Origin of the sequence: Streptomyces sp. NPDC023723 (genome assembly GCF_040639815.1) — a bacterium.
Taxonomy (GTDB): Bacteria; Actinomycetota; Actinomycetes; order Streptomycetales; family Streptomycetaceae; genus Streptomyces.
The window spans coordinates 1-23,136 of sequence record NZ_JBFAAP010000057.1 but is presented as its reverse complement, the minus strand read 5'-3'; the positions used below and the strand labels follow the sequence as shown (position 1 = coordinate 23,136).

The 23,136-nt window shown below is 73.3% G+C and carries 24 protein-coding genes and 2 pseudogenes; 15 read left to right on the top strand and 11 right to left on the bottom strand.

Translation table 11 applies throughout. From position 1 onward, the window contains the following. Positions 1-35: 35 nt before the first annotated feature. Both AB0G32_RS34330 and AB0G32_RS34325 read right to left on the bottom strand, forming a co-directional pair. The gene (locus tag AB0G32_RS34330; RefSeq protein WP_361172607.1) at positions 36-1,124 is read right to left on the bottom strand and encodes an exo-alpha-sialidase; all 1,089 of its coding nucleotides are present in this window, start codon (positions 1,122-1,124) and stop codon (positions 36-38) included. Between the two features lie 102 nt (positions 1,125-1,226). Then, on the bottom strand, positions 1,227-2,849 hold the full coding sequence (locus tag AB0G32_RS34325; RefSeq protein ID WP_361172604.1) for an acyl-CoA dehydrogenase family protein: 1,623 nt from the start codon (positions 2,847-2,849) through the stop codon (positions 1,227-1,229). A 72-nt stretch (positions 2,850-2,921) separates the two neighbouring features. On the opposite strand from AB0G32_RS34325, the gene AB0G32_RS34320 reads away from it, so the two are divergent. Beyond that, complete coding sequence (locus tag AB0G32_RS34320) at positions 2,922-3,659, top strand: PaaX family transcriptional regulator C-terminal domain-containing protein (RefSeq protein ID WP_361172601.1); 738 nt, start codon at positions 2,922-2,924, stop codon at positions 3,657-3,659. Between the two features lie 39 nt (positions 3,660-3,698). On the opposite strand, the gene AB0G32_RS34315 is transcribed toward AB0G32_RS34320, so the two are convergent. Then, positions 3,699-5,066, bottom strand: a complete 1,368-nt coding sequence (locus AB0G32_RS34315) for a nucleobase:cation symporter-2 family protein (RefSeq protein ID WP_361172598.1) — start codon at positions 5,064-5,066, stop codon at positions 3,699-3,701. 154 nt (positions 5,067-5,220) lie between these two features. Between AB0G32_RS34315 and AB0G32_RS34310 the strand changes: the two genes are divergently transcribed. The 3 genes from AB0G32_RS34310 to AB0G32_RS34300 all read left to right on the top strand — a co-directional run bounded on the left by AB0G32_RS34310 (position 5,221) and on the right by AB0G32_RS34300 (position 7,377). Continuing rightward, entirely contained in the window at positions 5,221-5,661 is a 441-nt protein-coding gene (locus AB0G32_RS34310) for a MerR family transcriptional regulator (protein ID WP_361172595.1), read from the top strand. After that, positions 5,658-6,638, top strand: coding sequence for an NAD-dependent epimerase/dehydratase family protein (locus AB0G32_RS34305; protein ID WP_361172592.1), 981 nt, complete (start codon positions 5,658-5,660; stop codon positions 6,636-6,638). The genes AB0G32_RS34310 and AB0G32_RS34305 overlap by 4 nt, the downstream gene beginning before the upstream one ends. A gap of 289 nt (positions 6,639-6,927) precedes the next feature. Beyond that, positions 6,928-7,377: a DUF6214 family protein gene (locus tag AB0G32_RS34300; protein ID WP_361172665.1), complete on the top strand. Its 450-nt coding sequence runs from the start codon at positions 6,928-6,930 to the stop codon at positions 7,375-7,377. Between the two features lie 16 nt (positions 7,378-7,393). Here the strand turns inward: AB0G32_RS34300 and AB0G32_RS34295 are convergent, their stop codons facing one another. Beyond that, a complete protein-coding gene (locus AB0G32_RS34295; protein WP_361172589.1) occupies positions 7,394-8,062 on the bottom strand; it encodes a DUF305 domain-containing protein in 669 nt (222 codons plus the stop codon). A gap of 188 nt (positions 8,063-8,250) precedes the next feature. Between AB0G32_RS34295 and AB0G32_RS34290 the strand changes: the two genes are divergently transcribed. After that, the gene (locus AB0G32_RS34290) at positions 8,251-9,753 is read left to right on the top strand and encodes a hypothetical protein (protein ID WP_361172585.1); all 1,503 of its coding nucleotides are present in this window, start codon (positions 8,251-8,253) and stop codon (positions 9,751-9,753) included. Here AB0G32_RS34290 and AB0G32_RS34285 read toward each other — a convergent pair. From AB0G32_RS34285 to AB0G32_RS34270, 4 genes and pseudogenes are all read right to left on the bottom strand, one after another. Then, a pseudogene (locus AB0G32_RS34285) lies at positions 9,741-10,222 on the bottom strand (helix-turn-helix domain-containing protein). The gene AB0G32_RS34290 and the pseudogene AB0G32_RS34285 overlap by 13 nt on opposite strands. A gap of 152 nt (positions 10,223-10,374) precedes the next feature. Next, the gene (locus tag AB0G32_RS34280; protein ID WP_361172582.1) at positions 10,375-11,091 is read right to left on the bottom strand and encodes an HAD-IA family hydrolase; all 717 of its coding nucleotides are present in this window, start codon (positions 11,089-11,091) and stop codon (positions 10,375-10,377) included. A 9-nt stretch (positions 11,092-11,100) separates the two neighbouring features. Continuing rightward, positions 11,101-11,814, bottom strand: a complete 714-nt coding sequence (locus tag AB0G32_RS34275) for a phosphatase PAP2 family protein (protein ID WP_361172579.1) — start codon at positions 11,812-11,814, stop codon at positions 11,101-11,103. Between the two features lie 76 nt (positions 11,815-11,890). Next, positions 11,891-12,496 (bottom strand): DUF5134 domain-containing protein, encoded by a 606-nt coding sequence (locus AB0G32_RS34270; RefSeq protein WP_361172576.1) that lies wholly within the window; start codon positions 12,494-12,496, stop codon positions 11,891-11,893. Between the two features lie 157 nt (positions 12,497-12,653). Here AB0G32_RS34270 and AB0G32_RS34265 point away from each other — a divergent pair, with 157 nt between their 5' ends. Further along, on the top strand, positions 12,654-14,342 hold the full coding sequence (locus AB0G32_RS34265; RefSeq protein ID WP_361172573.1) for an FUSC family protein: 1,689 nt from the start codon (positions 12,654-12,656) through the stop codon (positions 14,340-14,342). Next, positions 14,339-14,896: a MarR family transcriptional regulator gene (locus AB0G32_RS34260; RefSeq protein ID WP_361172570.1), complete on the top strand. Its 558-nt coding sequence runs from the start codon at positions 14,339-14,341 to the stop codon at positions 14,894-14,896. The genes AB0G32_RS34265 and AB0G32_RS34260 overlap by 4 nt, the downstream gene beginning before the upstream one ends. A gap of 124 nt (positions 14,897-15,020) precedes the next feature. Here the strand turns inward: AB0G32_RS34260 and AB0G32_RS34255 are convergent, their stop codons facing one another. Next, complete coding sequence (locus AB0G32_RS34255; RefSeq protein WP_361172567.1) at positions 15,021-15,413, bottom strand: VOC family protein; 393 nt, start codon at positions 15,411-15,413, stop codon at positions 15,021-15,023. A gap of 76 nt (positions 15,414-15,489) precedes the next feature. Here AB0G32_RS34255 and AB0G32_RS34250 point away from each other — a divergent pair, with 76 nt between their 5' ends. After that, complete coding sequence (locus AB0G32_RS34250) at positions 15,490-16,038, top strand: GNAT family N-acetyltransferase (protein WP_361172564.1); 549 nt, start codon at positions 15,490-15,492, stop codon at positions 16,036-16,038. A gap of 27 nt (positions 16,039-16,065) precedes the next feature. Here AB0G32_RS34250 and AB0G32_RS34245 read toward each other — a convergent pair whose 3' ends face one another. After that, a complete protein-coding gene (locus AB0G32_RS34245) occupies positions 16,066-16,749 on the bottom strand; it encodes a glycerophosphodiester phosphodiesterase family protein (protein WP_361172562.1) in 684 nt (227 codons plus the stop codon). A 172-nt stretch (positions 16,750-16,921) separates the two neighbouring features. Here AB0G32_RS34245 and AB0G32_RS34240 point away from each other — a divergent pair, with 172 nt between their 5' ends. The 4 genes from AB0G32_RS34240 to AB0G32_RS34225 all read left to right on the top strand — a co-directional run bounded on the left by AB0G32_RS34240 (position 16,922) and on the right by AB0G32_RS34225 (position 20,869). Next, complete coding sequence (locus tag AB0G32_RS34240; protein ID WP_361172559.1) at positions 16,922-18,319, top strand: DUF6421 family protein; 1,398 nt, start codon at positions 16,922-16,924, stop codon at positions 18,317-18,319. A gap of 68 nt (positions 18,320-18,387) precedes the next feature. Further along, complete coding sequence (locus AB0G32_RS34235) at positions 18,388-19,134, top strand: SDR family oxidoreductase (protein ID WP_361172662.1); 747 nt, start codon at positions 18,388-18,390, stop codon at positions 19,132-19,134. Beyond that, complete coding sequence (locus AB0G32_RS34230) at positions 19,131-20,201, top strand: low specificity L-threonine aldolase (RefSeq protein WP_361172556.1); 1,071 nt, start codon at positions 19,131-19,133, stop codon at positions 20,199-20,201. Before AB0G32_RS34235 ends, AB0G32_RS34230 begins: the two co-directional genes overlap by 4 nt. A gap of 74 nt (positions 20,202-20,275) precedes the next feature. After that, the gene (locus AB0G32_RS34225; protein ID WP_361172553.1) at positions 20,276-20,869 is read left to right on the top strand and encodes a transglutaminase domain-containing protein; all 594 of its coding nucleotides are present in this window, start codon (positions 20,276-20,278) and stop codon (positions 20,867-20,869) included. 8 nt (positions 20,870-20,877) lie between these two features. On the opposite strand, the gene AB0G32_RS34220 is transcribed toward AB0G32_RS34225, so the two are convergent. Then, on the bottom strand, positions 20,878-21,606 hold the full coding sequence (locus AB0G32_RS34220) for a lysophospholipid acyltransferase family protein (RefSeq protein WP_361172550.1): 729 nt from the start codon (positions 21,604-21,606) through the stop codon (positions 20,878-20,880). A 234-nt stretch (positions 21,607-21,840) separates the two neighbouring features. Between AB0G32_RS34220 and AB0G32_RS34215 the strand changes: the two genes are divergently transcribed. From AB0G32_RS34215 to AB0G32_RS34205, 3 genes and pseudogenes are all read left to right on the top strand, one after another. Then, positions 21,841-22,173 (top strand): thioredoxin family protein, encoded by a 333-nt coding sequence (locus AB0G32_RS34215; protein ID WP_361172547.1) that lies wholly within the window; start codon positions 21,841-21,843, stop codon positions 22,171-22,173. Between the two features lie 142 nt (positions 22,174-22,315). Continuing rightward, positions 22,316-22,825: a flavin reductase family protein gene (locus AB0G32_RS34210; RefSeq protein WP_361172544.1), complete on the top strand. Its 510-nt coding sequence runs from the start codon at positions 22,316-22,318 to the stop codon at positions 22,823-22,825. A gap of 219 nt (positions 22,826-23,044) precedes the next feature. Continuing rightward, positions 23,045-23,136: pseudogene (locus AB0G32_RS34205) on the top strand (electron transfer flavoprotein subunit beta); the annotation flags it as partial.

Below are 23,136 nucleotides of genomic sequence, written 5' to 3'. Positions count from 1 at the left end.
GAGGCCCCCGCGGCCCCCGAGCGGTGCGCACCGCCTCAGTCGACCACCGCCGCCCGCACGCACAGCACGTCCGGCAGATGCGCGGCCAGCTGCCGCCAGCTGTCGCCGTCGTCGGCCGACGCGTACACCTCGCCGTTGCGATTGCCGAAGTACACTCCGGCCCGCTCGCCGGCGTCGTCCGTGCACAGCGCGTCGCGCAGCACCGTGCCGTAGTGGTCCGCCGTCGGCAGCCCCGCCGTGAGCGGCTCCCAGCTCTTGCCCGCGTCGCGGGTCCGGAAGACCCGGCAGCGCCGGTCGGCCGGGACCCGGTCCGCGTCGGCGTTGATGGGGAAGACGTACGCCGTGTCACCGCGCCGCGGGTGCGTCGCCACCGCGAAGCCGAAGGTGGACGGCAGGCCCTCGCCGATGTCCGTCCAGTGCGCGCCCGCGTCGTCGCTGCGGTACACCCCCCAGTGGTTCTGGAGATAGAGACGGTCGGGGTCGGCCGCGTCCCGGGCGACCTTGTGCACGCACTGACCGAACTCCGGGTTCGGATCCGGCAGGAAGACCGCCGAGACACCCGAGTTGGACGGGGACCAGCTGGCGCCGCCGTCGGTGGTACGGAACACCCCCGCCGTCGACACGGCGACGGTCACCGACCGCGGATCGCGCGCGTCGGTGAGTACGGTGTGCAGCCCCTCGCCGCCGCCGCCCGGCACCCAGCGCGAACGCGTGGGGTGCTCCCACAGCGGCCGGACCAGCTCGAAGCTCTCCCCGCGGTCCGCCGAGCGGTACAGCGCGGCCGGCTCGGTGCCCGCGTACACCACGTCGGGTTCCGCCGCGGAGGGGTGCAGCTGCCACACCCGCTCCAGGGAGGCGCCCGTCTCCTTGGGGAACTTCACGGCGGGCCGTGCCGGTTCGGTCCAGGACCGGCCCAGGTCGTCGGAGTGGAAGACGGACGGCCCCCAGTGCGCGCTGTCGCCGCCGGCCAGCAGCCGCGGGGTGTCCCGCCGGGTGTCGATGGCGACCGAGTACACGGCCTGCGCGTTGAAACAGGGATCCGCGTCGAACTCCCAGCCGCCCTCTCGCCGGCGCCCGATGAACAGACCCTTTCTGGTGCCCACGGCGAGCAGAACCTCGGTCATGCCGATCACCTCCGCGGCGTCCTCGTCGACGCCTTTGTTCGGACATCGGCCAGTCTGCACCCCGCCACTGACACTCACCTCCGGGACCGGCGTCCGCGCAGGTCAGACCGGCAGTGCGCGCTCCAGGACCCGGTCGGTGCCGACGCCGTCCGGCAGCGTGCCGAAGGCGTGCCCCCAGTCGCCGCCGAGCCGGCTCGCGCAGAACGCGTCGGCGACCGCGGCCGGCGCGTACCGCACCAGCAGGGACGCCTGGAGGGTGAGCGCCATCAGCTCCACCAGCCGGCGCGCCCCGGCCTCGGCCGCGCCCGCCGACCGCTCCTTCAGCCGGACCACGGCCGCGTCCAGCCGGGCGTCCGCGCCCCGGGCCAGGGCCAGTTCCCCGAACAGGGCGTCGGCGGTGCGCGGGTCCCGGCCCAGCGCCCGCAGCACGTCCAGCGCGTTGACGTTGCCCGAGCCCTCCCAGATCGACAGCAGGGGCGCCTCGCGGTAGTGCCGGGGCATGCCCGACTCCTCGACGTAGCCGTTGCCGCCCTGGCACTCCAGGGCCTCCGCGGTGAACGCCGGACCCCGTTTGGTCACCCAGTACTTGCCGACGGCGGTGGCGATCCGCCGGAACGCCGCCTCCCCCTCGTCCCCGCGCACCGCGCGGTCCGCCGCCCCGGCCAGCCGCAGCGTCAGCGCCGTCGCGGCCTCCGACTCCAGCGCCAGGTCGGCCAGCACGTTGCGCATCAGCGGCTGGTCCAGCAGCCGGGCACCGAACGCGCTCCGGTGCCGGACATGGTGCCCGGCCTCCACCAGCGTCTTGCGCATCAGCGTCGCCGACGCCATCACACAGTCCAGCCGGGTGCAGTTGACCATCTCGATGATCGTCTTGACGCCCTGTCCCGGCGGCCCGACCAGCCACGCCACCGTCCCGTCGAACTCCGGCTCGGACGAGGCGTTGGACCGGTTGCCGAGCTTGTCCTTCAGCCGCTGGACCCGGAAGGTGTTGCGGGTGCCGTCGGGCAGCACGCGCGGCACCAGGAAGCAGGTCAGCCCGTCCGGTGCCTGGGCCAGCACCAGGAACACGTCGCACATCGGGGCCGACGTGAACCACTTGTGCCCACGCAGCGTGTACACGCCCGGTTCGGCGGTCGGCGTGGCCGTCGTCGTGTTGGTCCGCACGTCCGAGCCGCCCTGCTTCTCGGTCATCCCCATCCCGGCGAGCAGCCCCCGCTTGTCCGCCGGTGTCCGCAGCTCCGGGTCGTACTCCCGCGCGGTGAGCAGCGGCTCGTACACCTTGGCCAGCTCCGGCTGCCGGCGCAGCACGGGCACGGCGGCGTACGTCATGGAGGTCGGGCAGCCGTGGCCCGCCTCGGTGTGCCCCCAGACCAGTCCGCCGGCGGTCCGCGCGACGTGCGCGCCGGGCCGGGCGTCCGCCCAGGGCGCGCCGGCCAGCCCGGCGCCGACCGCGACCCGCATCAGGCGGTGCCAGCTCGGGTGGTACTCGACCTCGTCGATCCGGTGGCCGTACCGGTCGTGGGTGCGCAGCACGGGCTCGTGCCGGTTGGCCAGCTCGCCCCACTCCTGCGCCTCGGCGGAGCCCGCCCGCCGGCCCAGCCGCCGTACCTCCTCCTCGGCCCAGGCCGCGCCCTCCCGCCGCAGTCCCTCCAGGAGCGCGGCGTCGTCGGACGCGTCGTACGGGGACAGCGGCGGCGGCTGGTTGGTGACGTCGTGGGTCGTCATGAGCCAAGTGTTGCACTGGCGCTGCGGTCGTAGCAATACTGCAATACATCAGCGCACGTACAGTACGTGCCCATGGCCACGCGGACCGACGACCCTGCCCACGACGGCGAAGCCGTACCGCGCCCGCTGTCCGCGCGGTCGGTCCTGCTGAGCCTGCTGCTGGGCACCCATCCGCCCGAGCTGCCGGTGCGGGAACTGGTGCGGCTCGCGGCGGTGTCCGGCGTCCGGGGCTCCACCGCGCGGGCGGCGCTCAGCCGGATGGCGGCCGCCGGGGACGTACGGCGTACGGCGACCGGCTACCGGCTGGGCGACCGGCTCCTGGAGCGGCAGCGCCGCCAGGACGAGGCGGTACGGCCGCACACGCGGGCCTGGGACGGCGACTGGGAGATGGTCGTGGTCACCGCCACCGGACGCGGCCCCGCCGAACGCGCCGGCCTGCGCGCCCGGCTCACCGCCCTGCGGCTGGCCGAACTCCGCGAGGGCGTCTGGCTGCGCCCCGCCAACCTGCGCCGCCCGCTGCCCGCCGCCCTCGACGCGGTGGCCCAGTGCTACACCGCGCGCCCGGACCGCCCGGCGCGCGAGCTGGCCGCCGGCCTGTGGCCGCTGGACGCCTGGGCGGCGACGGCCCGCTCCCTGCTCACCCGGATCGAGCAGGCCCGGGACCCGGCCGGCCGCCTCGCCGCCTTCGCGGCCGTCGTCCGCCACCTGCTCGCCGACCCGGTCCTCCCGCCGGCCCTCCTCCCCGCCGACTGGCCCGGCCCGGCACTGCGGGACGCGTACGCCGGCTATCGGCGGGAGTGGACGCCTTAGCCGGCGCCGGCGCGACGACGACCGGCGCCCCCCGGACGGCTAGGCGGCCTCTCCCGGTGTCGCCGGGGTGCCGCTCCGCACCGGTTCCGCGCTGGTCGAACCGGTGCGCGCGGGCAGGTGGTTGAAGAGCAGGTTCAGCACGATCGCCGTCAGACAGCCCGCGCTGATGCCGCTGTGCATCACCGTCTGGAACCAGTCCGGGAACTTGTCGTACACGGTCGGCACCCCCACCGGCAGCAGTCCGACCGCCAGGGACACCGCCACCACCGTGAGGTTGTGGTTGCCCTCGAAGTCGACCTCGGAGAGCGTGCGCAGACCGCTCGCGGCCACCGTCCCGAACATCACCACGCCCGCCCCGCCGAGCACCGGCGCGGGGATCGCCGCCACCACCGCGCCCAGCTTGGGCAGCAGCCCGAGCAGCACCAGCATGCCGCCCGCCGCGGCGACCACCCAGCGGCTGCGCACCCGGGTCATCCCGACCAGGCCCACGTTCTGCGCGAACGCCGTGTACGGGAAGGTGTTGAACACTCCGCCGAGGACCGTGGAGAGGCCGTCGGCGCGCAGTCCGTCCGCCAGCGGGCGCGGCTCGGCCTTCCGGCCGGTCATCTCGCCGACCGCGATGAAGTCACCCGTGGTCTCGGTCATGCAGACCAGAGCCACCACCAGCATCGACACGATCGCCGACGCCTCGAACGTCGGCGCGCCGAAGTGGAACGGGGTGCTGATCCCGACCCAGTCGGCGTCCCCGACCCCGCCGAAGTCGGTGAAGCCGAACGGCACCGCGACCGCCAGCCCGACGGCTATGCCGACCAGCACCGCGATCCGGCTGAGGAAGGCCGGCCCGAACCGCTGCACGGCGAGCACGACCACCAGCACGAAGGCCGCCAGCCCGATGTTCCCCGGATCGCCGAAGTCCTCGGCGCCGGAGCCGCCGGCCACCCAGTTGCCCGCCACCGGCATCAGCGACACCCCGATGATCAGGATCACCGTGCCCGTCACCAGCGGCGGGAAGAACCGCAGCAGCCGCCCGAAGACCGGGGCCAGCAGCATGATCGCCAGCCCCGCCACGATCACCGCGCCGTATATCGCGGGCAGCCCGCCGCCCGTCGTCCCGATCATCACCATCGGGGAGACCGCGGCGAACGTACAGCCCTGCATGATCGGCAGCCGGACGCCGAACCGCCAGAAGCCGACGCACTGGATGAGCGTGGCGATCCCGCACACCAGCAGATCGGCGGTGACCAGATACGCCAGGTCGGCCGGCGGCAACTTCATCGCCCCGCCCACGATCAGCGGGACGGCGACCGCGCCCGCGTACATCGCGAGCACGTGCTGGAGGCCGAAGGCGGCCAGTTGCCGTACCGGGGGTATCTCGTCGACGGGGTGCACGGAGGTGGGCGGGGCCATGGGCGCTCCTGGGCTGCGGGTGGGAAACAAGCCGACAGGCAGAGACCGTAAGCGCCTTGAACAGTTTGTTGATTTCTGGCTTGTTGCCGCCGTGTGTCCCGCCACCGCCGCCTTGCCTTGACCTCAAGCGCTTGAAGTGTGTTCTGCTGCATCCATGGCAACGACCTTCACCATTCGGGACGTATCCCGACGCAGCGGGCTCAGTGAGCCCACGCTGCGCTACTACGAGGACGTGGGGCTGATCGGCCCGGTGGAGCGGGACGAGAGCAGCGGGCACCGCCGCTACCGGGCCGAGGACCTCGACATGCTGGACATGCTGGCCTGTCTGCGTGCCGTCGGCGTCGGCATCGAGGACATGCGGACGTACATGGCCAACCGGGCCCGGGGCCGGGCGGCGGCGGCCGAGCAGCGCGATCTGCTGCTGCGGCACGCGGAACGGGTCGAGCGCGAACTGGCCGCACAGCGGGCCCGCCTCACCTACCTGAAGGAGAAGGCGGCGATGTGGGACGCCCGGGACCGCGGCGACGCCGTCGCCGAGACCGAGGCGACCCGACGAGTGATGGCGGCGGCAGGCCGCCTGGAGGTGGAACGATGAGCAAGGTTCTGGTCACCGGTGGATCCGGATATCTGGCGACGCACCTGATCGCGGCGCTGCTGCGGGACGGCCGGGAGGTACGCGCCACGGTCCGTTCGACCGCCGCCCGCGAGGCGGAGCTGCGCGCGGCGGTGCGGCGCGGCGGCGCCGACGACGCCGGTCTTGAGGTGGTCGCCGCGGACCTGATGTCCGACGCCGGCTGGTCCGCGGCGCTGGCCGGCTGCGCGGAGGTGCACCACGTCGCCTCACCCTCCCCGGTCACCCAGCCCAAGGACCCCGACGAACTGATCGTCCCGGCCCGCGAGGGCGTCCTGCGGGTACTGCGCGCCGCCCGCGACGCCGGGGCCCGGCGCACCGTCCTCACCTCGTCCTTCGCGGCGATCGGCTACAGCCCGAAGCCGGTACCCGACTACACCGAGGAGGACTGGACCGACCCCGACACCCCGGGACTCGCGCCCTACCCGCGCTCCAAGGCGATCGCCGAGCGCGCCGCCTGGGACCTGATGGCCCGCGAGGGCGGCGACCTCGAACTCGTCGTCGTCAACCCGACGTTCATCCTCGGGCCCACCCTCACCACGGACCTGCGCGCCTCGGCCCAGTTCGTCAAGGCCATGCTCGACGGGACGCTGAGCGTGCTGCCCCGGCAGTACTTCGGGGTGGCCGACGTCCGGGACGTCGCCGACCTGCACCTGCGCGCGATGGCCGCGCCCGAGGCCGCCGGGCGCCGCTACCTGGCGCTGGCGGACGGTCCCACGATCAGTTACCTGGACCTGGCCCGGACCCTGCGCCGGCGGCTCGGCGCGGCGGCCGCCCGGGTGCCCACCGAGGAAGCCCCGGGGGCGGAGCCGCGCCGCTCGGTCATCCACAACGACCGGGCCCGCAAGGAACTGGGCTGGATCCCGCGCCCCGCCGAGACGACCATCGTGGAGACCGCCGAGAGCCTGCGCGACCTGGGGCTGCTGGACAATCCGGCCTAGGCTCCGCGGTGAAGGTCCCGTCGTCCGCCCGGAGGCTGGGGGAGTGCCGGCCCCTGGCCCTCGTACTGGATGTACTCGGCACGGGCACCCCCTTCGGCGGGAGTCGCTGACACGGTCCGGCAGCGCACCGCTCCGGGTCGGCTGACAGGGTGCCGCACGGGGCGCTCGACGCGTGTCCGTTTCGTATCGAATGTGATCATGCGGTTACGTTTCCGGGGTGCCCGACATTCCGCGCGTTCCTCGCTCCCTCCGGCTCTCCGACCGCTGTCCGGACGACGGCGAGGTCTCCGTGCGGCACGCGTGGAACGTGTGCGAGGACGGTGCCACCGCCTCCTGGTACGACGTCCGGCTGGTGTTCACCGACGGCGCCCGGATCGAGGCCCTCGCGGTGGTGTCGGCGGAGGGCGTCTGCCTGGAGGACGTACAGGCCCGGCCCGCCCTCTGCCTGGACGATCTGCCGGTGCTCGGCGAGTGGCTGGAGGACCCCCTCGCCGAGGCGTGCGGCGCCGGCCGCGCGGACGGCACCCCGTCCGGCGTACGGCACGCCCGGCCCGGCGGCCCGCGCGGCCCGGAGGGGCGACGGCTGGTGGCGCGGGAGTACCGGGCCGCTCAGGAGCGCGGCGGCGACCCCGTCCTGGCGGTGATGGCCGCGACCGGGTGCGGCAGGCGCGGCTCGCTGCGGCTGATCGGACAGGCCCGGGACGCCGGTCTGCTGGCCCCGCGCCGGGCCCGCCGCTGAGCTGTGCCCCGGCCCGTCAGAGCATCTCCCGCATCCGCGCGATCTCGCTGGTCTGCTGCGCGACCACGTCGTCGGCCATCTCCTCGATCCGGACGTTGTTGCCCTGCGCCTTCACCTCCGTCGCCATGGTGACCGCCCCCTGGTGATGGGTGATCATCAGCGTCAGGAAGAGCTGGTCGAACGCCTTGCCCCGCGCCGCCCGCAGGTCCTTCAGCTGCGCCTCGGTGGCCATCCCCGGCATCGCGGCGTGGTCGTGCGCGCCGCCGCTTCCGGTCTCCTTCGCGCCGTGCTCCGTCAGCCAGCCCCGCATGGTGTCGATCTCCGGCTCCTGGGACGCGGCGATCCGCTCGGCCAGGCGCCGCAGCTTCTCGGACGCGGCGCGCTCGGGCACGAGGCCGGTCATCGTCAGGGCCTGGGCGTGGTGCTGGATCATCATCCGCGCGTAGTCGACGTCGGCCGAGTTGGGCGAGTCGTCGTCGGCGCGCTGCTCCTCGGCGTCCTGCGCGGACAGCGTGCGGTTGGCCCCGCCGGGTTCGCCGGGCGCGATCACCGAGGGGCCCGGGGAGGCCGCCGAGCCGGTGTCCGTACCGGAGCCGCCGGAGTCGCAGGCCCCGAGCCCGAGCACGGCCAGGGCGGTCAGCGAGACCGTGACGAGCGAGGCGCGGGACGCGGGACGGAAGGGCACAACGACCTCCTGTGGCAGCCGGGCGGGGACACCTCGTGAGTGTCGTGACCGTCCTAGCACGCTTGCACACGCCAGTGATCAGAAAACTTCATTACGAGTCTGTTGCCCCCTGTTGGTATGAGCATGACGAAGACGATACTGCGGGGTGCGTACACCGTTCCCACGCGAACGGAACCAGGGAGGAAGCAGTGATCCTGTTGAACGACCCGAGAACTCGGCGCAGACGCCTGGGAGTTGCCACGGCCGCCGCTGGGCTGCTGGCCGCGCTGCTCACCGCGGCACCGGCGACGGCGACCCCCGACCCCGGGGACGGTCCGGCCGCGACCGAGCAGGTCTCCAAGAGCGCGCGGGCCGAGGCCGCTGAGGCGATCGCGAGCGGCGAGATACCCGGCCAGGACGAGATCGTCCACTCGGCCAACCTCGAGCACCTCGTCAACATCCCCAAGGACGTGCTGCCGGGCACCAACTCGGACCTGGCCTTTCAGGGGAAGTATGCCTTCGCGGGCAACTACGACGGCTTCCGCGTCTTCGACATCAGCAACCCGAAGCAGCCGAAGACCGTCGCCCAGGTGCTCTGCCCCGGCTCGCAGAACGACATCTCCGTCTCCGGCGACCTGCTGTTCCTGTCGACCGACTCCTCGCGCAGCGACGACAGTTGCAACAGCACCACCCAGCCGGTGACCGAGAAGTCCTCCTGGGAGGGCATGAAGGTCTTCGACATCAGCGACGTGCGCAACCCGAAGTACGTCGCCGCCGTCGAGACCGCCTGCGGCTCGCACACCCACACCATCGTGCCCGAGCGCCGCGACGTCTACATCTACGTCTCCTCGTACTCGCCGAGCGCGTCCTACCCCGACTGCCAGCCGCCGCACGACGGCATCTCGGTCATCAAGGTGCCGCGCGGTGCCCCCGAGAAGGCGGCGGTCGTGGGCTTCCCGGTGCTGTTCCCCGGTGAGGGCCCCGACGGCGGCGGCAACCCGGGCGCGCCCGCCAACCCCGGCGTCACCAAGACCACCGGCTGCCACGACATCACCGTGCTGCCCGCCAAGGACCTCGCGGCGGGCGCCTGCATGGGCGACGGCATCCTGTTCTCCATCAAGGACCCGGAGCACCCGAAGGTCATCGACCGGGTCCAGGACAACGTCAACTTCGCGTTCTGGCACTCGGCGACCTTCAACCAGACCGCCAAGAAGGTCGTCTTCACCGACGAGCTGGGCGGCGGCGGCGCGGCCACCTGCAACGCGGAGATCGGCCCCGACCGCGGCGCCGACGGCATCTACGACATCGTCGGCAAGGGCGACAAGAGCAGGCTCGTCTTCCGCAGCTACTACAAGATCCCGCGCCACCAGGCCGACACGGAGAACTGCGTCGCCCACAACGGCTCGCTGATCCCGGTCAAGGGCAAGGACCTCATGGTCCAGGCCTGGTACCAGGGCGGCGTCTCCGTCTGGGACTTCACGGACTCCACCAAGCCGAAGGAGATCGCCTACTTCGAGCGCGGCCCGCTGTCCACCGAGACGATGGTCACCGGCGGCTCCTGGTCGGCGTACTACTACAACGGCTACATCTACTCGAACGACATCGCCAAGGGCTTCGACGTGCTCAAGCTCAGCGACCGGCGCACGGACCCGGCCAAGCGGGTCCGGCTGGACGAGCTGAACGTCCAGACGCAGCCGGACTACTTCGACTGATCCTCGGCGCCGGTCGCGAAGAACCGCGACAGCCCGGTGCCGCCCGTCCCGCCGGACGCCTCGGCGTCCGGCGGGACCCGCAGGTCTTACGCCGGCCCGTGGCGCGCGAACAGCTCGGCGCGCGGCACCGCCGGCCGCCGCTGCTCGGGACAGGGCCCGAACCCCTCGGCGTGCAGCAGGGCCGCCGGGTGCCGGCGCATCAGCACGGCCGGTCCCGGGCCGGGCTGAGGATCGCGGCGCCTCCTCCAGCGTGCGGCGCGGCAGCCGGTGCACGGCCGACCGCACGAGCCGGTGCTTGCCGGGGAAGTAGTACGAGATCAGCCCCGCGCCGCGCGGCCCGGTCGGTGACGTCCCCCAACGTGGTGGCGTCGTAGCCGCGTTCGCCGGCCAGCTCCACGGCCGCCTGGAGCAGCCGTTCCTCGGATCGCCGACGCGGCTCTTCGCTGGCCGGGGCGCTCCGCGGGGACATGCGCGACTCCCCGCGTTGACTTGCTGCCGGCCAACTAGAATCAGTACGGCCGGATCCGCTCCGTCATGGACGCGTCCGGCTGCCGCCCGCCTCGGGCGACGCGGGGGAGCGCCCGAGGCGGGCGGTTCCTCCGCGGCATCGCTCGCCCCGGACTAGGTCCGGTCCGCGGACCGCGGGGACCGGCCCACCAGGTCCAGTACCGGCCGCAGGCCGTCCGGCCGCTCGGTGACCGGGAGATGGTCGACGAAGTGCACCGCGCAGCCCAGCGCCGCGGCGCCGCCGTCCGCCCGGCGGTCGTCGCCGACCATCAGGGTCCGCGCGGGATCGGCGCCCAGCCGGGCGCAGGCCGTGGCGAACAGCCGCGGATCGGGCTTGCGGACGCCGTGCCGGTAGGACAGGACGTAGGTGTCCACGTACGGGTCGAGTCCGTGCTCGCGGAAGACCGGGCGCGGGTCCCAGCCGATGTTGCTGACCACACCGACCGCGATCCCGCGCTCCTTCAGGGCGCGCAGCACCTCGGCGGCGTCCGGGTAGGGCCGCCACGCGGCCGGGGTCATGTGCCGCTCGTACAGCGCGTCGTGGAGTTCCGGCGCGGGCAGCGGCACCCGGCGGGACAGGCCGGTGTACGCCGCGCGGTGCAGTTCGGGCGTCTGGTCGCGGACCTCCCACACGCCCACCAGTTCCTCGGGCACCACCAGCGGGGCCGCCCCGCCCGGCTGCGCGCCCGCCTGCGCCAGCGCCCGCGCCGTACCCGCCAACTCCTCCTCGGACAGGCGGACCCGAGCCTCGGCGAGCACCGTGCGCAGCCACGTCTCGCAGGACTCGATGCGGAAGAGGGTGCCGGAGAAGTCGAAGAGTACGGCGGTCATGTCCGGATCCTACGAGGCGGGGGCCCGCCGGGGCACGGGCCCCGTCTCCCGGGCCGGACACCAGCGGTGATGCGCCGTCACCGCCAGGCACACCAGCAGCGCGCCCATCAGCCAGCCGGCGACCACGTCCGTGCTCCAGTGGACGCCCAGCCAGACACGGGTCAGACCGACGCCGCCCACCGAGACCACGGCCACCACCAGCGCGGCCGGCCGGACCGCGCGGGCGGCGGCGCCGCGGTGCAGCAGCCACAGCAGCAGGCCGCACACGACCGTGGCGGTCATGGCGTGGCCGGAGGGGAACGCCGCGTAGTGCGCGCTGTCCACCGGGTCCGGCCAGACCGGGCGGGCCCGGCCCACCGCGGCCTTCAGCACCTGCTGCACCAGCGCGGTCAGCGCGCAGGTCACCGCCAGCCACACCGCCGTCCACCAGGCGCCGTGCCGCAGCCCCAGCCACAGCACCGCCGCCGCGCACAGCAGCCGCATCGTCCACGGGTCCCACACCCAGTCGGTCAGTACCCGGAAGGCACGGGTGACACCGGCCTCCTCGACCGCCCAGCGGTGCGTGGTGCGGGCGATGTCGCCGTCCAGGCTCATCAGCGGGTGCCACTCGGCGGCGACCAGGACGAGCAGCAGCGCCGAGCACAGCGCCAGGATCCAGGCGGCACCGAGCGCGGTACCGGTTCGCGGCGGACGGGGCGGGGAGTCGAGGGGCGGCGTCTGCATCCTGAGATCCTCGCCGACCCGGCGGCATCGAGGCCAATCCCGGGGCCGGGGGCCCGTGCCGGCCGGCCGCCGTCCCTCACATGGCCAGCAGCATCGCCAGCATCCCGATGCCCATCGACAGCCGGCAGGCGCGGGCCACTTCCGGCCGGTCGCCCCAGCCGCCGGCCGAAGCGCGGGCCGAAGCGCGGGCCGTGGCGCGGGCCTCGGGGCCGGCCGTGGCGTCGGCCGAGGGGCCGGCCGGCGCGGGCACCGGCACCAGGCGTACCCCGGCCATCAGCACGTACCCGGCGAAGTAGAGCAGCAGGGCGCCGGTGAGCAGCGGCACGCCGGAACCGCCGTGACCGGGCCCGTGGCCGGGGGCGGCGGCCATCACCAGCGACATGTAGACCATCGCCCCGGCGCCGACCAGGTGGTGCAGATGGTGGCGGCTGCGCCGGGCGGCCCACAGGGCGCGCAGCCCGGCCGCGCCGAACACCGCCGCGTACAGCGGCCAGGCCCAGCCCGGCGGGGTGAACACGGCCGCCGGCACGGCCATCGCGGCCATGCCGAAACCCATGAGGGCCTCGCCGCCCGCGGCGCGGCGCTGCTCCTCGACATCGCTGCGCATCCGCAGCAGGCAGTAGGCGCCGGTCGCCGCGCACAGCGCGACCAGCAGCCAGCCGGAGGACACCGGTATGTGCACGCGCCCCTCCCTCGCTCCGAGCTCGGCGGTCGGTCAAGGGATGCCCGGTGCACGCGGCGCGCACGCGAGCGCAAAGGGGCGTCCCGGGGGCATTCCCGGAGTGCGGCATGAGAAGCGCTACATCGTTTACAGGTAAAACACCTGTTAAACTAATCGCATGAGCAGTGCGACCCCCACCCCCGGCACCCCCCGCGCCCGCCGCCTCCCCCTGGCCGGCGTACTGCGGCCGCGCCGCCCCTCCGACATCTGGTTCAAGCCCGCGCTCAGCTCCGTCGCCTCGCTCGCCCCGCCCAACCTCACCCTGCTGGCGCTCGGCCGGCTCGACCTGGCCATGTACACGATGGCCGGGTCGATGTGCGCGCTGTACGCGCACAACCGGCCCTACGCCGCCCGCGCCCGCACCCTGCTCTGGGTCGCCCTCGGCATGGTCGGCGGCCTCGCCGTCGCCCTGACCGCCGCGTCGCTCACCGACAACACCGTCGTCCTGGTCGCCGTCGGCGCCCTGCTGGCCGCCGTGCAGAAGACGCTGTGCGACGCCACCCGAGTCGGCCCGCCGGGCAACGTCGTCCTCTCCTTCATCAGCTCGGCCGCCCTGTTCGTGCCGGGGACCCTCGGGCAGCTCCCCGGCCACCTCGGACTCGCCCTGGCCGCGGCCGCCTGGGCCTGGATCGTCTGCATGGCGCCCGGCCTGGTCCGGCCGCACGGCCCCGAGCGCCGTGCCACCGCCGCCGCCCTCGACGCCGCCGCCGGATACGCCGACACCCGCGGCACCGGCGACGGCCACCCAGGGGCCCGTGCCGCCGGGTACGCCGCCGTCCAGGCCGCCTGGCAGACGCTGCTCGCGGTGCCGGCCACCGGCGCCCGCGCCACCACCCGGCGGGCCCTGGAACGCCTCCTGGTCCGCGCCGAGGTCGCGCTCGCCGCGCCCGCCGACGCCGACCCGGGCCGGCTCCGCGCCTGGGCCCGCGAGCTGCGCGGCACCGGCCGTGTGCCGCGCACCGGTGACCGCGGCGCGGACACCGAGGAACTGCTCGGCGTCGAGACCGAACTCGCCGCCCGCCCCAGCTCGCTGTGGCACCGGCTCGGCCCGCTGCTGCCCATCGGTGCCCGCACCGCGCTCGGCTGCGCGCTGGCCGGCTGGGCCTCCCTCGCGCTCGGCGTCGGCCGCCCGTACTGGGCCCTGGTCACCGCCGCCGCGCTCTACCAGGCCAACCTGACCCTCACCTGGAGCCGCACCGTCCAGCGCGTCGTCGGCAACCTCGCCGGGGTGCTGGTGTTCGCCGTGGTCGCCCCGGTCGCCCACCTGCACCAGGCGTTCCTCGTCGTGTTCTGCCTCGCCTGCGGCTTCGGCGCCGAGGCGTTCATCAGCCGCAACTACTGGCTCGGCAGCGTCTGCGTCACCCCGATGGCCCTGCTCATCAGCGAGTTCGCCCGCTACCAGGACCCCGGGGAGCTGATCACCGAGCGGGTGCTGGACACCGTGGTCGGCGCGGTGGTCGGGTTCCTGGCCGCGATCGCCGTCACCAACCGGCGGGCCGGCTCCCGGGTCGAGGAGGCGGTCACCGCCGCCGACCGGGCCCGCGAGCACGCCGCCCGGCTGCTGGCCGAACCGCGCCCCGCCCCCGCCGCCCTGGAGGCCGCCCGGCGCGCCCTGTCCGCCGCCCTGACCGACCTGCGGGCCACCGCCGACGCCGCGGCCGGCGAGTGGTGGCAGCGGGCCCTGCCGCAGGAGAGGGTCGTGCTGGCCGAGCAGGCCGGACACCGTACCCTCGCCGCTACGGTGCGCCGCCGCACGGCCGGCGCCGACCAGGACTCGGGCACCACAACGGAGGACGCGAAGCCATGACGGCAACCGACCGGCCCTCGGCGACCAAGGACGACCCGACGGGGCCGGCGCGGGGCGACACCGTCGCCGGTGTCGTCCGGCAGTGGCGGGCCGTCCATCCCGACCTGGACACCGGCCCGATGGAGATCATCGGCCGCATCAACCGCTGCGCCGCCCTGCTCCAGCAGGCGGAGGACGCGCCGCTGCGCCGGGCCGGTCTCAGCCGGGCCGAGTTCGACCTGCTCGGCGCGTTGCGCCGCACCGGGCACGAACTGACGCCCGGCGAACTGGCCCGCGAGACCTTCTCCTCCGGCGCCGCCGTCACCAAGCGCCTCAAGCAGCTCTCCGAGCGCGGCCTGGTCGAACGCCGCGGCGACACCCGGGACCGCCGCGTCGCCCACGTCCGGCTCACCGGCGCCGGACGCGACACGGTGGACGGCATCCTCCCCGAGCAGCTCGCCTACGAGACCGCCGCGCTGTCCGGCCTCGGCACACCGGAGCGCGACACGCTGACCGGGCTGCTCGGTGAACTGCTGGTCCAACTGGAGGGACGGCTGGGGGTGCCACGCGCCTGATCCCCCACCGGGAGGACTCACCGGGGCCGGGGCCGGCCGGTCCGGTGGGGCCCGCCGGTCACCCGGTCCGGTGGGATCCGCCTCCCGAGGGGCCCACCGGGGCCGGGGCCGGGGGAGCCGGGTCTCAGATGCCCGGCCGGTACCGCAGCGGATGGTCGTCGGGGATCTCCACCAGGACGATCCGCGTACCGTCCGGGTCCTGGAGCCACATCTCCACCAGCCCCCACGGCTCGCGCACCGGCTCCCGGACGATCGGCACGCCCTTGGCCCGCAGCTCGGCGTGGGCCGCCGCCGCGTCCGCCACCTGCATCCAGATGCTGAGCGCCGGCGCGGCCGGGGCCTCGGCCCGGCCGGAGACCTCCAGGAAGCCGCCGCCGAGGAAGTAGACGGTGCCGCGCTCCGGACCGGTGCCGAACTCACGGTGGACGGCGAGACCGAGTTGCCCGCCGTAGAAGGCACGGGACCGGTCGGGGTCGACGGGACGGAGCAGGATACGACTGCTGAGTACATGCACCATGCGTCCGGAGCCTAACGCCGCGGCGTTACGCTCTTCGGTGCCCGCGCCGCGCCGCACCGAACCGGAGATGCCGCTCATGGACACCGTCGAGCCCCTCGCCACCGACCTGACCTTCCGGAACGCCACCGCCGCCGACGTCGACGCGCTCGTCGCGCTGATCGAGTCGGCGTACCGGGGCGACCGCAGCCGGACCGGGTGGACCACCGAGGCCCACCTCCTCGAAGGGCAGCGGACCGATCCCGAAGGGGTGCGCACGGTCATCGAGACGCCCGGCAGCCGGCTGCTGACGGTCCAGCGGGACGGCGAGACGGTGGCCTGCTGCCAGCTGGAGCGCCGGGACGGCCACGCCTACTTCGGGATGTTCGCCGTCCGCCCCGGCCTGCAGGGCGCCGGCCTCGGCAAGGCGGTCATCGCCGAGGCGGAGCGGCAGGCCCGCACCGAGTGGGGCATGGAGGAGATGCACATGACCGTGATCACGGCGCGCGAGGACCTGATCGCCTGGTACGAGCGGCGCGGCTACCGCCGTACCGGCCGCACCAGCCCGTTCCCCTACGGCGACGAGCGGTTCGGCGTCCCGCTCCGCGCCGACCTCGCCTTCGAACTGCTGGTCAAGGAACTGCGCTGAGAAGCCACCAGGAACCGCGCCGCGGAGCTATGCGGTGAAGCGGCCGGTCCGCTTGATCTCCGGGTAGTCGGTCGTCACGCCGTCGAGGCCGAAGGCCCGCGCCAGGCGCAGCTGCTCCTGGGTGTTGACCACCCAGCCGATGATCCGCAGGTTCGCCTCGCGGGCCAGCTCCACGGTCTCCAGGGTGAGCCGGCGGATGTTGAGGCAGACGGTCGCCGCGCCGGCCTCGACGGCGCGCTCCACGATGTCGGTGCCGTACCGGCCGGCGATGAGCGCGGTCCGTACCCCCGGCACCAGCCGGGTGGTCTCGGCGACCGCCTCGTCGTGGAACGAGGACACCTCCACCCGCCCGGTCAGCTCCCGCTCGGTGATCACCCCGGCCAGCGCGCGGGCCGCCGCCACGTCCTTGATCTCCGCCTGCAACGGCAGCGACACGGCGTCGAGCACCTCCTCGAACACCGGCACCCGCTCCTCGCGCCCCGCGTCCAGCGCGCGCAGTTCGGCGAGGGTCTTCGCGGCGATCGGGCCGGTGCCGTCGGTCGTGCGGTCCACGTCCGTGTCGTGCATGACGACGAGGGCGCCGTCCTTGCTCAGGTGCAGGTCGAGTTCGATCATGTCGAGCCCGGCCTGCTCGGCGGCGGTGAAGGAACGCAGGGTGTTCTCGGGCTCGACGCCCATGACACCGCGGTGACCGATGGTGAGGAAGTTCACGGCCGCAGCCTAACCGGCCCCTCCCGGCACCGGCCCTCCCCGGGTGACCCACAGGAAAAAATGCGGTGAAGCCCGGGGTGGGGCAGGATAATTTCCGGAGGTTCCCCTTGCTGCGGGAAACCCTCTTTGCATACGGTGTCCTTACGCGAGGTTCTCCCGTGGAGGATGGAACATGACGGAAATTCTTGTGCAGGCGGCGACGGAGGAGCGGCTTCCTCCGGCGGACAGGGTGGTGGAGCACCCGGCGTGGCCCGTGCTCAAGGATGCCGTAGAGCGCATCCGGCCCTGGCAGTCCAAGGACGGCTCGATCGACCTCGGCGCCGACGGCGCCCCGGAACGCACCGCCGCCGAAGCCGCCGTACGGCAGGTCGCCACGGCCGTACGGGAGCTGTCCCCGCTGCTGCCGCACGACCGCGCGTACCACGAGGCCCTGGTGACGGACCTGGAGCGGTGGGCGGACGGCGGCTTCGCGGTGCCGGACTTCCTGGACTCGCTGCTGGCCTTCCAGCCCGCCGCGCAGCGCGCCGACGGCCTCCAGCACCTGGTCGTCTTCCCGATGTACACGCAGAACGGCAACCCGGACCGCAACCTCGAAGCGGTCGTGCTGCGCATGGTCTGGCCGAACTGGCTGGCCGAGCTGGAGCGCACCCGCTACGACAACCCGCTGTTCTGCGGCATCACCTTCGAGGACTTCACCGCGGGCTACGACACCAACTCCGCCGTCCTGTTCCCGGAGACCATCGCGGTGCGCGAGGCCCCCGAGCGGTTCTCCTGGGGCGGCATCTTCTGCGACCGGGAGGCCGCCCGCTTCCGCCGGGTCACCGCCGCCGCCGTCGAAGTGCTGGGCCTGGAGCTGCCCGCGGAGGTGGCCGCGCTCGTCCACGACCAGCGGCGCTGCGAGGCGGCGTTCGTGCTGTGGGACATGGTCCACGACCGCACCCACAGCCACGGCGACCTGCCCTTCGACCCGTTCATGATCAAGCAGCGGCAGCCGTTCTGGATGTACGGCCTGGAGGAGCTGCGCTGCGACCTCACCGCCTTCAGGGAGGCGGTGAAACTCGCCGGCGAGGGTGTCCCGCAGGCCCGGGACGTGCAGGTCGCGGTCCTCTTCGACCGCATGTTCCGCTTCCCGGTCACCGGCGAACGGGTCCGCAACTACGACGGTCTCGGCGGCCAGCTGCTCTTCGCCTACCTGCACAAGCACGACGTGGTCCGGTGGACCGACAACCGGCTTGCCATCGACTGGCAGCGGGCCCCCGAGGTCACCAACCGGCTGTGCGCCGAGATCGAGACCCTCTACCGCGACGGCATCGACCGCCCCAAGCTCGTCCACTGGTTCGCCGGCTACGAACTCGTCGCCACCTACCTCGCCCCGCACCCCGGCTCCAAGTGGGCCAAGGGCCCGGACGCCCTCGACCTGACCCTGCCGCCGCGCAAGCTCGTCGACGACGTGCTGCCGGACGAGTTTCCGCTGAGCATGTTCTACGAGGCACTGTCCAAGAAGCTGAAGAACGTGATCGCCTCGACCAAGGGCATCACGGCGGACGGTGCCGAGCGGGCCGCCGCGTGAGCGACGGCACCGGCATCGGGCACAAGACTCGGGAGGCGAGGACCATGGGGTCCAGGAACACGGCGTCCGTGGGGAACGGGGCGCTCGACGGCGCGGTCGTGGCGGTGGCCGGCGCGGGCGGCCCCGCCGGACGGGCCGCGCTGCTGCGGCTCGCCGAGGCCGGGGCGACGGTCGTCGGCTCGGACAACGACCCGCAGAAGCTGGCCGAGGCGGTGGACGCGGCCCGCTACGCGCACGGCGGCGCCACCGTCACCGGTGAGACCGTCGACCTGCTGGACCTGGCCGCCGCCCACGCCTGGGCCGACCGGATCGAGCAGGAGCACGGCCGGGTCGACGGCCTGGTCCATCTCGTCGGCGGCTGGCGCGGCAGCCAGACCTTCACCAAGACCGACCTGGACGACTGGGAACTGCTGGAGAAGCTGCTGATCCGCACCGTCCAGCACACCTCCCTCGCCTTCCACGAGGCCCTCCAGCGCAGCGACCGCGGCCGCTACGTCCTGATCAGCGCCGCGGGCGCCTCCCGGCCGACCGCCGGCAACGCGGCCTACTCCGCCGCCAAGGCCGCCGCCGAGGCGTGGACGCTGGCCATGGCGGACTACTTCCGCAAGGCGGGGGGCGAGCAGGGGCCGACCTCCGCGGCTGCGATCCTGGTGGTGAAGGCGTTGGTGCACGACGCGATGCGCGCCGAGCGCCCCAACGCGAAGTTCGCGGGCTTCACGGACGTCAAGGACCTGGCCGAGGCGGTCGCCGGAGTCTGGGAGCAGCCCGCCGCGGAAGTGAACGGAAACCGTCTGTGGCTGACCGAGAAGCCGTGAACCCGCCCAGAACCGACGCGCGTCGCCATCACGACCCCGGGGTCCGCGGATTCGCCAGCGACAACTACGCCGGGGCGCACCCGGAGATACTCGCCGCCCTGGCCCTGGCCAACGGCGGCCACCAGATCGCGTACGGCGAGGACGACTACACGCACCACCTCCAGACCGTGATCCGGAGCCACTTCGGGCCCACCGCCGAGGCGTTCCCGGTCTTCAACGGCACCGGCGCCAACGTCGTCGCGCTCCAGGCGGTCACCGACCGCTGGGGATCGGTGATCTGCGCGGAGAGCGCCCACATCAACACCGACGAGGGTGGCGCCCCCGAGCGGATGGCCGGCATCAAGCTGCTCACCGTGCCCACCCCGGACGGCAAGCTCACCCCCGAGCTGATCGACCGGCAGGCGTACGGCTGGGACGACGAGCACCGCGCGATGCCGCAAGCCGTCTCGATCACCCAGAGCACCGAACTCGGCACCCTCTACACGCCCGACGAGATCCGCGCGATCTGCGAGCACGCCCACGCCCACGGCATGACCGTGCACCTGGACGGCTCACGCATGGCCAACGCCGCCGCCGCCCTGGACGTCCCCATGCGGACCTTCACCAACGCGGCCGGCGTCGACCTGCTCTCGCTGGGCGGCACCAAGAACGGCGCGCTGTTCGGCGAGGCCGTCGTCGTCATCAACCAGGACGCCGTGCGGCGCATGAAGCACCTGCGCAAGCTGTCCATGCAACTCGCCTCCAAGATGCGCTTCGTCTCGGTGCAGCTGGAGGCGCTGCTCGCCAAGGACCTGTGGCTGCGCAACGCCCGGCACGCCAACGAGATGGCCCAGCGGCTGGCCGAGGGCGTGCGGGCCGTGCACGGCGTGGAGATCCTTTACCCCGTGCAGGCCAACGCCGTCTTCGCCCGGCTGCCGCACGACGTGACCGAGCGGCTCCAGCAGCGGTTCCGCTTCTACTTCTGGGACGAGGCGGCCGGCGACGTCCGCTGGATGTGCGCCTTCGACACCACCGAGGACGACGTGGACACCTTCGTGGCGGCCCTCAAGGAGGAAGCGGCCCGCTAGACGTGCTGCATAAATATGCGATCACCCGAAAAGATATTGACCTTCGGGTGATCGCTTTCCTATGCTCTGCGGGCATGGAGCTGATCCAGGAGACGCCCGACCTGTCCGCCTATCTCGCCGCGGACGAGGTCATCGACCATGAGCACCCACTGGTGCGCGAGACGGCGGCGCGGCTCGCCAAGGACGCGGAGGACTCGTATGCCTATGCGCGACTGGCCTTCGAGTTCGTCCGCGACACCATCCCGCACTCCCAGGACTGCGGTGATCTGCGGGTCACCTGGCGCGCCTCGGACGTCCTGGCGCAGCGCACCGGCATCTGCTACGCCAAGGCGCACGCGCTGGCCGCGCTGCTGCGCGCCGAGGACATCCCGGCCGCGCTGTGCTACCAGCGGCTGCGGCACGACGACGGGAGCGGTCACGTGGTGCACGGACTGATCGCCGTACGGTTCAACGGCGGCTGGCACCGGCAGGACCCGCGCGGCAACAAACCCGGTGTCGACGCCCGGTTCTCCCTCGACGGGGAACGGCTGGCCTTCACCCCCGACCCCGAGGCGGGGGAGGCCGACCACCCGGTCCTGTACGCCGCCCCGCGCCCGGCCGTACTGAAGGCCCTGCGCACCGCCACCGACCGGCCGCACCTGTGGCGGCTCCTGCCGGCCTTCGTCTGAGACCGCGGTCAGTGCGCCTCGGCCGCGCGGACCTGCTCCGGCGTCGGAGCCGTGCCGCCCAGGTGGGCCGGCATCCACCAGGTGTCGTCCGGGCCCTTCGGGCGCACCGGGTAGGCGCGCTGCGCGGCTTCGAGCAGCTCGTGCACCCGGTCGCGCAGCCGGCGGGTGATCGCGCCCGCGTACTGCTCGCGCGGGGCCTCCATCGCCTCGCCGACCCGGATGGTGATGGGGGTGTGACTGCGCTTGAAGTTGCGCGGGTGGCCCTTGGTCCACAGCCGCTGCGTGCCCCACAGCGCCATCGGCACCAGCGGGACGCCCGCCTCCTGCGCCAGGCGCGCCGCACCCGACTTGAAGCTCTTCAGCGTGAACGACTCGGAGATCGTGGCCTCCGGGAAGACTCCGATGATCTCACCGGAGCGCAGCGAGTCCAGCGCGTGCGCGTACGCCGCCTCGCCCTGCTTGCGGTCGACCGGGATGTGCTTCATGCCACGCATCAGCGGGCCGGAGATCCGGTGCCGGAAGACCGACTCCTTCGCCATGAAGCGCACCAGCCGCTTCTGCGGCAGCGCGGCGAGGCCGTCGAAGATGAAGTCCAGGTAGCTGATGTGGTTGCTGACCAGCACGGCGCCGCCCGAGCGCGGGATGTTCTCCGAACCCTGGCAGTCGATCTTGAGGTCCCACACCTTGAAGAGGGTGCGGGCGAGACCGATGACCGGACGGTAGACGAGTTCTGCCATGGGCGGCGCGGACCCTTCCTGCTTCGCCTGGGAAGGGGACTCCCAGTCAAGAACTTACGCAGCCGTAGGTTTACGGCTTGTCGCAGATCGTGCCCGAAGAACGACCGGTGTACCAGCCCTGGTGCCCACACAGGGCGAGATTCTCATCACGTCCCCCCGGCAGGGCGGGACGGCGGGAATCTTTCACCGTCCCCCGGGCGCTGCACCGGCGGGTATTCCGATCGAGGCGGGAGCGTGCGGGTGCGCGGGCACAGCGAGGGCGAGCGGCTGGCCGCCGCCGATCTGGGCGCGGAACTGGGTGTACGGGCCACGTTGGTGCAGTTCTCCAGCGCCTTCTGCGCTCCCTGCCGGGCCACCCGCCGGGTGCTGGCCGAGGTGGCCGCGCTGGTCCCGGGTGTCGCCCATGTCGAGATCGACGCCGAGGCCCGGCTGGAGCTGGTCCGCGCCCTGGACATCGTCAGCACGCCGACCGTGCTGGTGCTGGACGCCGCCGGCCGCGTGGTGCGGCGGGCCGCCGGGCAGCCGCGCAAGGCGGACGTGATCGCCGCGCTGGGGGAGGCCGTGTGACGGCTGCCCGCACCGGCCCGGCGGCATGGGTTCCGCATTCCGGAACACCCGCTTGACGGTGCGCACCCTCTATCGTCAGCCTGACACTTGAGCCTCCGGCCACTCCCCGGCCGGCCGGGGCGCGGCGCAGAAGGACATACGCATGACGGCCACACCCGACCTGGCCCGCCTCCGATCCGACACCCCCGGTCTGCTGCGGTCCGTCTTCCGGCGGCACGCGGCGGGCGTCGCCGTGATCACCGCGAGCGGCCCGTCCGGTCCGGCCGGCTTCACCGCCACCTCCCTCGCCTCGGTCTCCGCCGAGCCGCCGCTGCTCTCCTTCGGCGTCGGCACCGGTTCCTCGAGCTGGCCGGTGATCGCCGAGGCCGGCCATGTCGGCGTGCACATACTCGGCGAGCACCAGCAGGAGCTGGCCGCCACCTTCGCCCGCAGCGGCGCCGACCGCTTCGGCCCGCCCACCGCCTGGCGCACCGGCCCCGAGGGCGTGCCCGTGCTGGACGGCGTACTGGCCTGGCTGGTGTGCCGCGTCGCCGGCCGGGTGCCGGCCGGCGACCACCGCATCGTGCTCGCCGAAGTCCTCCTCGGTGACCCCGCCGGCGACGGCCGGCCCCTCGTCTACCACCAGGGACGCTTCGGCGGGCTGCGCGGCTGACCGCGCTCCGGGCGCTGCTGCGAAGCAGTCGGGTTCCGGTTACGCTGCGTTGCGAAGGTCACAGTTCAAAGCGCTTGCTCAGCGGGCACGAACTGAGTGTACTGACGAGTAATATTTCGGTCGGAGCGCAGGTCGCCCCGGCCGGGATCGGCCGCTTGGGGCGCCTATGCTGCCTGCAAGAGGCAGCAATGGAAATGTCGAGGCAGTAGGAGAGCCGGCGTGAGCTTGAGGATCGTTGTCACTGTGAAGTACGTGCCCGACGCCACCGGCGACCGGCACTTCGCCGATGACCTGACCGTCGACCGTGACGA

Excerpts from the sequence above, each read along its gene's own strand:
- AB0G32_RS34330 (WP_361172607.1), bottom strand. The coding sequence starts at position 1,124 with ATGACCGAGGTTCTGCTCGCCGTGGGCACCAGAAAGGGTCTGTTCATC.
- AB0G32_RS34325 (WP_361172604.1), bottom strand. The coding sequence starts at position 2,849 with ATGACGACCCACGACGTCACCAACCAGCCGCCGCCGCTGTCCCCGTAC.
- AB0G32_RS34320 (WP_361172601.1), top strand. The coding sequence starts at position 2,922 with ATGGCCACGCGGACCGACGACCCTGCCCACGACGGCGAAGCCGTACCG.
- AB0G32_RS34315 (WP_361172598.1), bottom strand. The coding sequence starts at position 5,066 with ATGGCCCCGCCCACCTCCGTGCACCCCGTCGACGAGATACCCCCGGTA.
- AB0G32_RS34310 (WP_361172595.1), top strand. The coding sequence starts at position 5,221 with ATGGCAACGACCTTCACCATTCGGGACGTATCCCGACGCAGCGGGCTC.
- AB0G32_RS34305 (WP_361172592.1), top strand. The coding sequence starts at position 5,658 with ATGAGCAAGGTTCTGGTCACCGGTGGATCCGGATATCTGGCGACGCAC.
- AB0G32_RS34280 (WP_361172582.1), bottom strand. The coding sequence starts at position 11,091 with ATGACCGCCGTACTCTTCGACTTCTCCGGCACCCTCTTCCGCATCGAG.
- AB0G32_RS34275 (WP_361172579.1), bottom strand. The coding sequence starts at position 11,814 with ATGCAGACGCCGCCCCTCGACTCCCCGCCCCGTCCGCCGCGAACCGGT.
- AB0G32_RS34265 (WP_361172573.1), top strand. The coding sequence starts at position 12,654 with ATGAGCAGTGCGACCCCCACCCCCGGCACCCCCCGCGCCCGCCGCCTC.
- AB0G32_RS34260 (WP_361172570.1), top strand. The coding sequence starts at position 14,339 with ATGACGGCAACCGACCGGCCCTCGGCGACCAAGGACGACCCGACGGGG.
- AB0G32_RS34255 (WP_361172567.1), bottom strand. The coding sequence starts at position 15,413 with ATGGTGCATGTACTCAGCAGTCGTATCCTGCTCCGTCCCGTCGACCCC.
- AB0G32_RS34250 (WP_361172564.1), top strand. The coding sequence starts at position 15,490 with ATGGACACCGTCGAGCCCCTCGCCACCGACCTGACCTTCCGGAACGCC.
- AB0G32_RS34240 (WP_361172559.1), top strand. The coding sequence starts at position 16,922 with ATGACGGAAATTCTTGTGCAGGCGGCGACGGAGGAGCGGCTTCCTCCG.
- AB0G32_RS34225 (WP_361172553.1), top strand. The coding sequence starts at position 20,276 with ATGGAGCTGATCCAGGAGACGCCCGACCTGTCCGCCTATCTCGCCGCG.
- AB0G32_RS34220 (WP_361172550.1), bottom strand. The coding sequence starts at position 21,606 with ATGGCAGAACTCGTCTACCGTCCGGTCATCGGTCTCGCCCGCACCCTC.
- AB0G32_RS34210 (WP_361172544.1), top strand. The coding sequence starts at position 22,316 with ATGACGGCCACACCCGACCTGGCCCGCCTCCGATCCGACACCCCCGGT.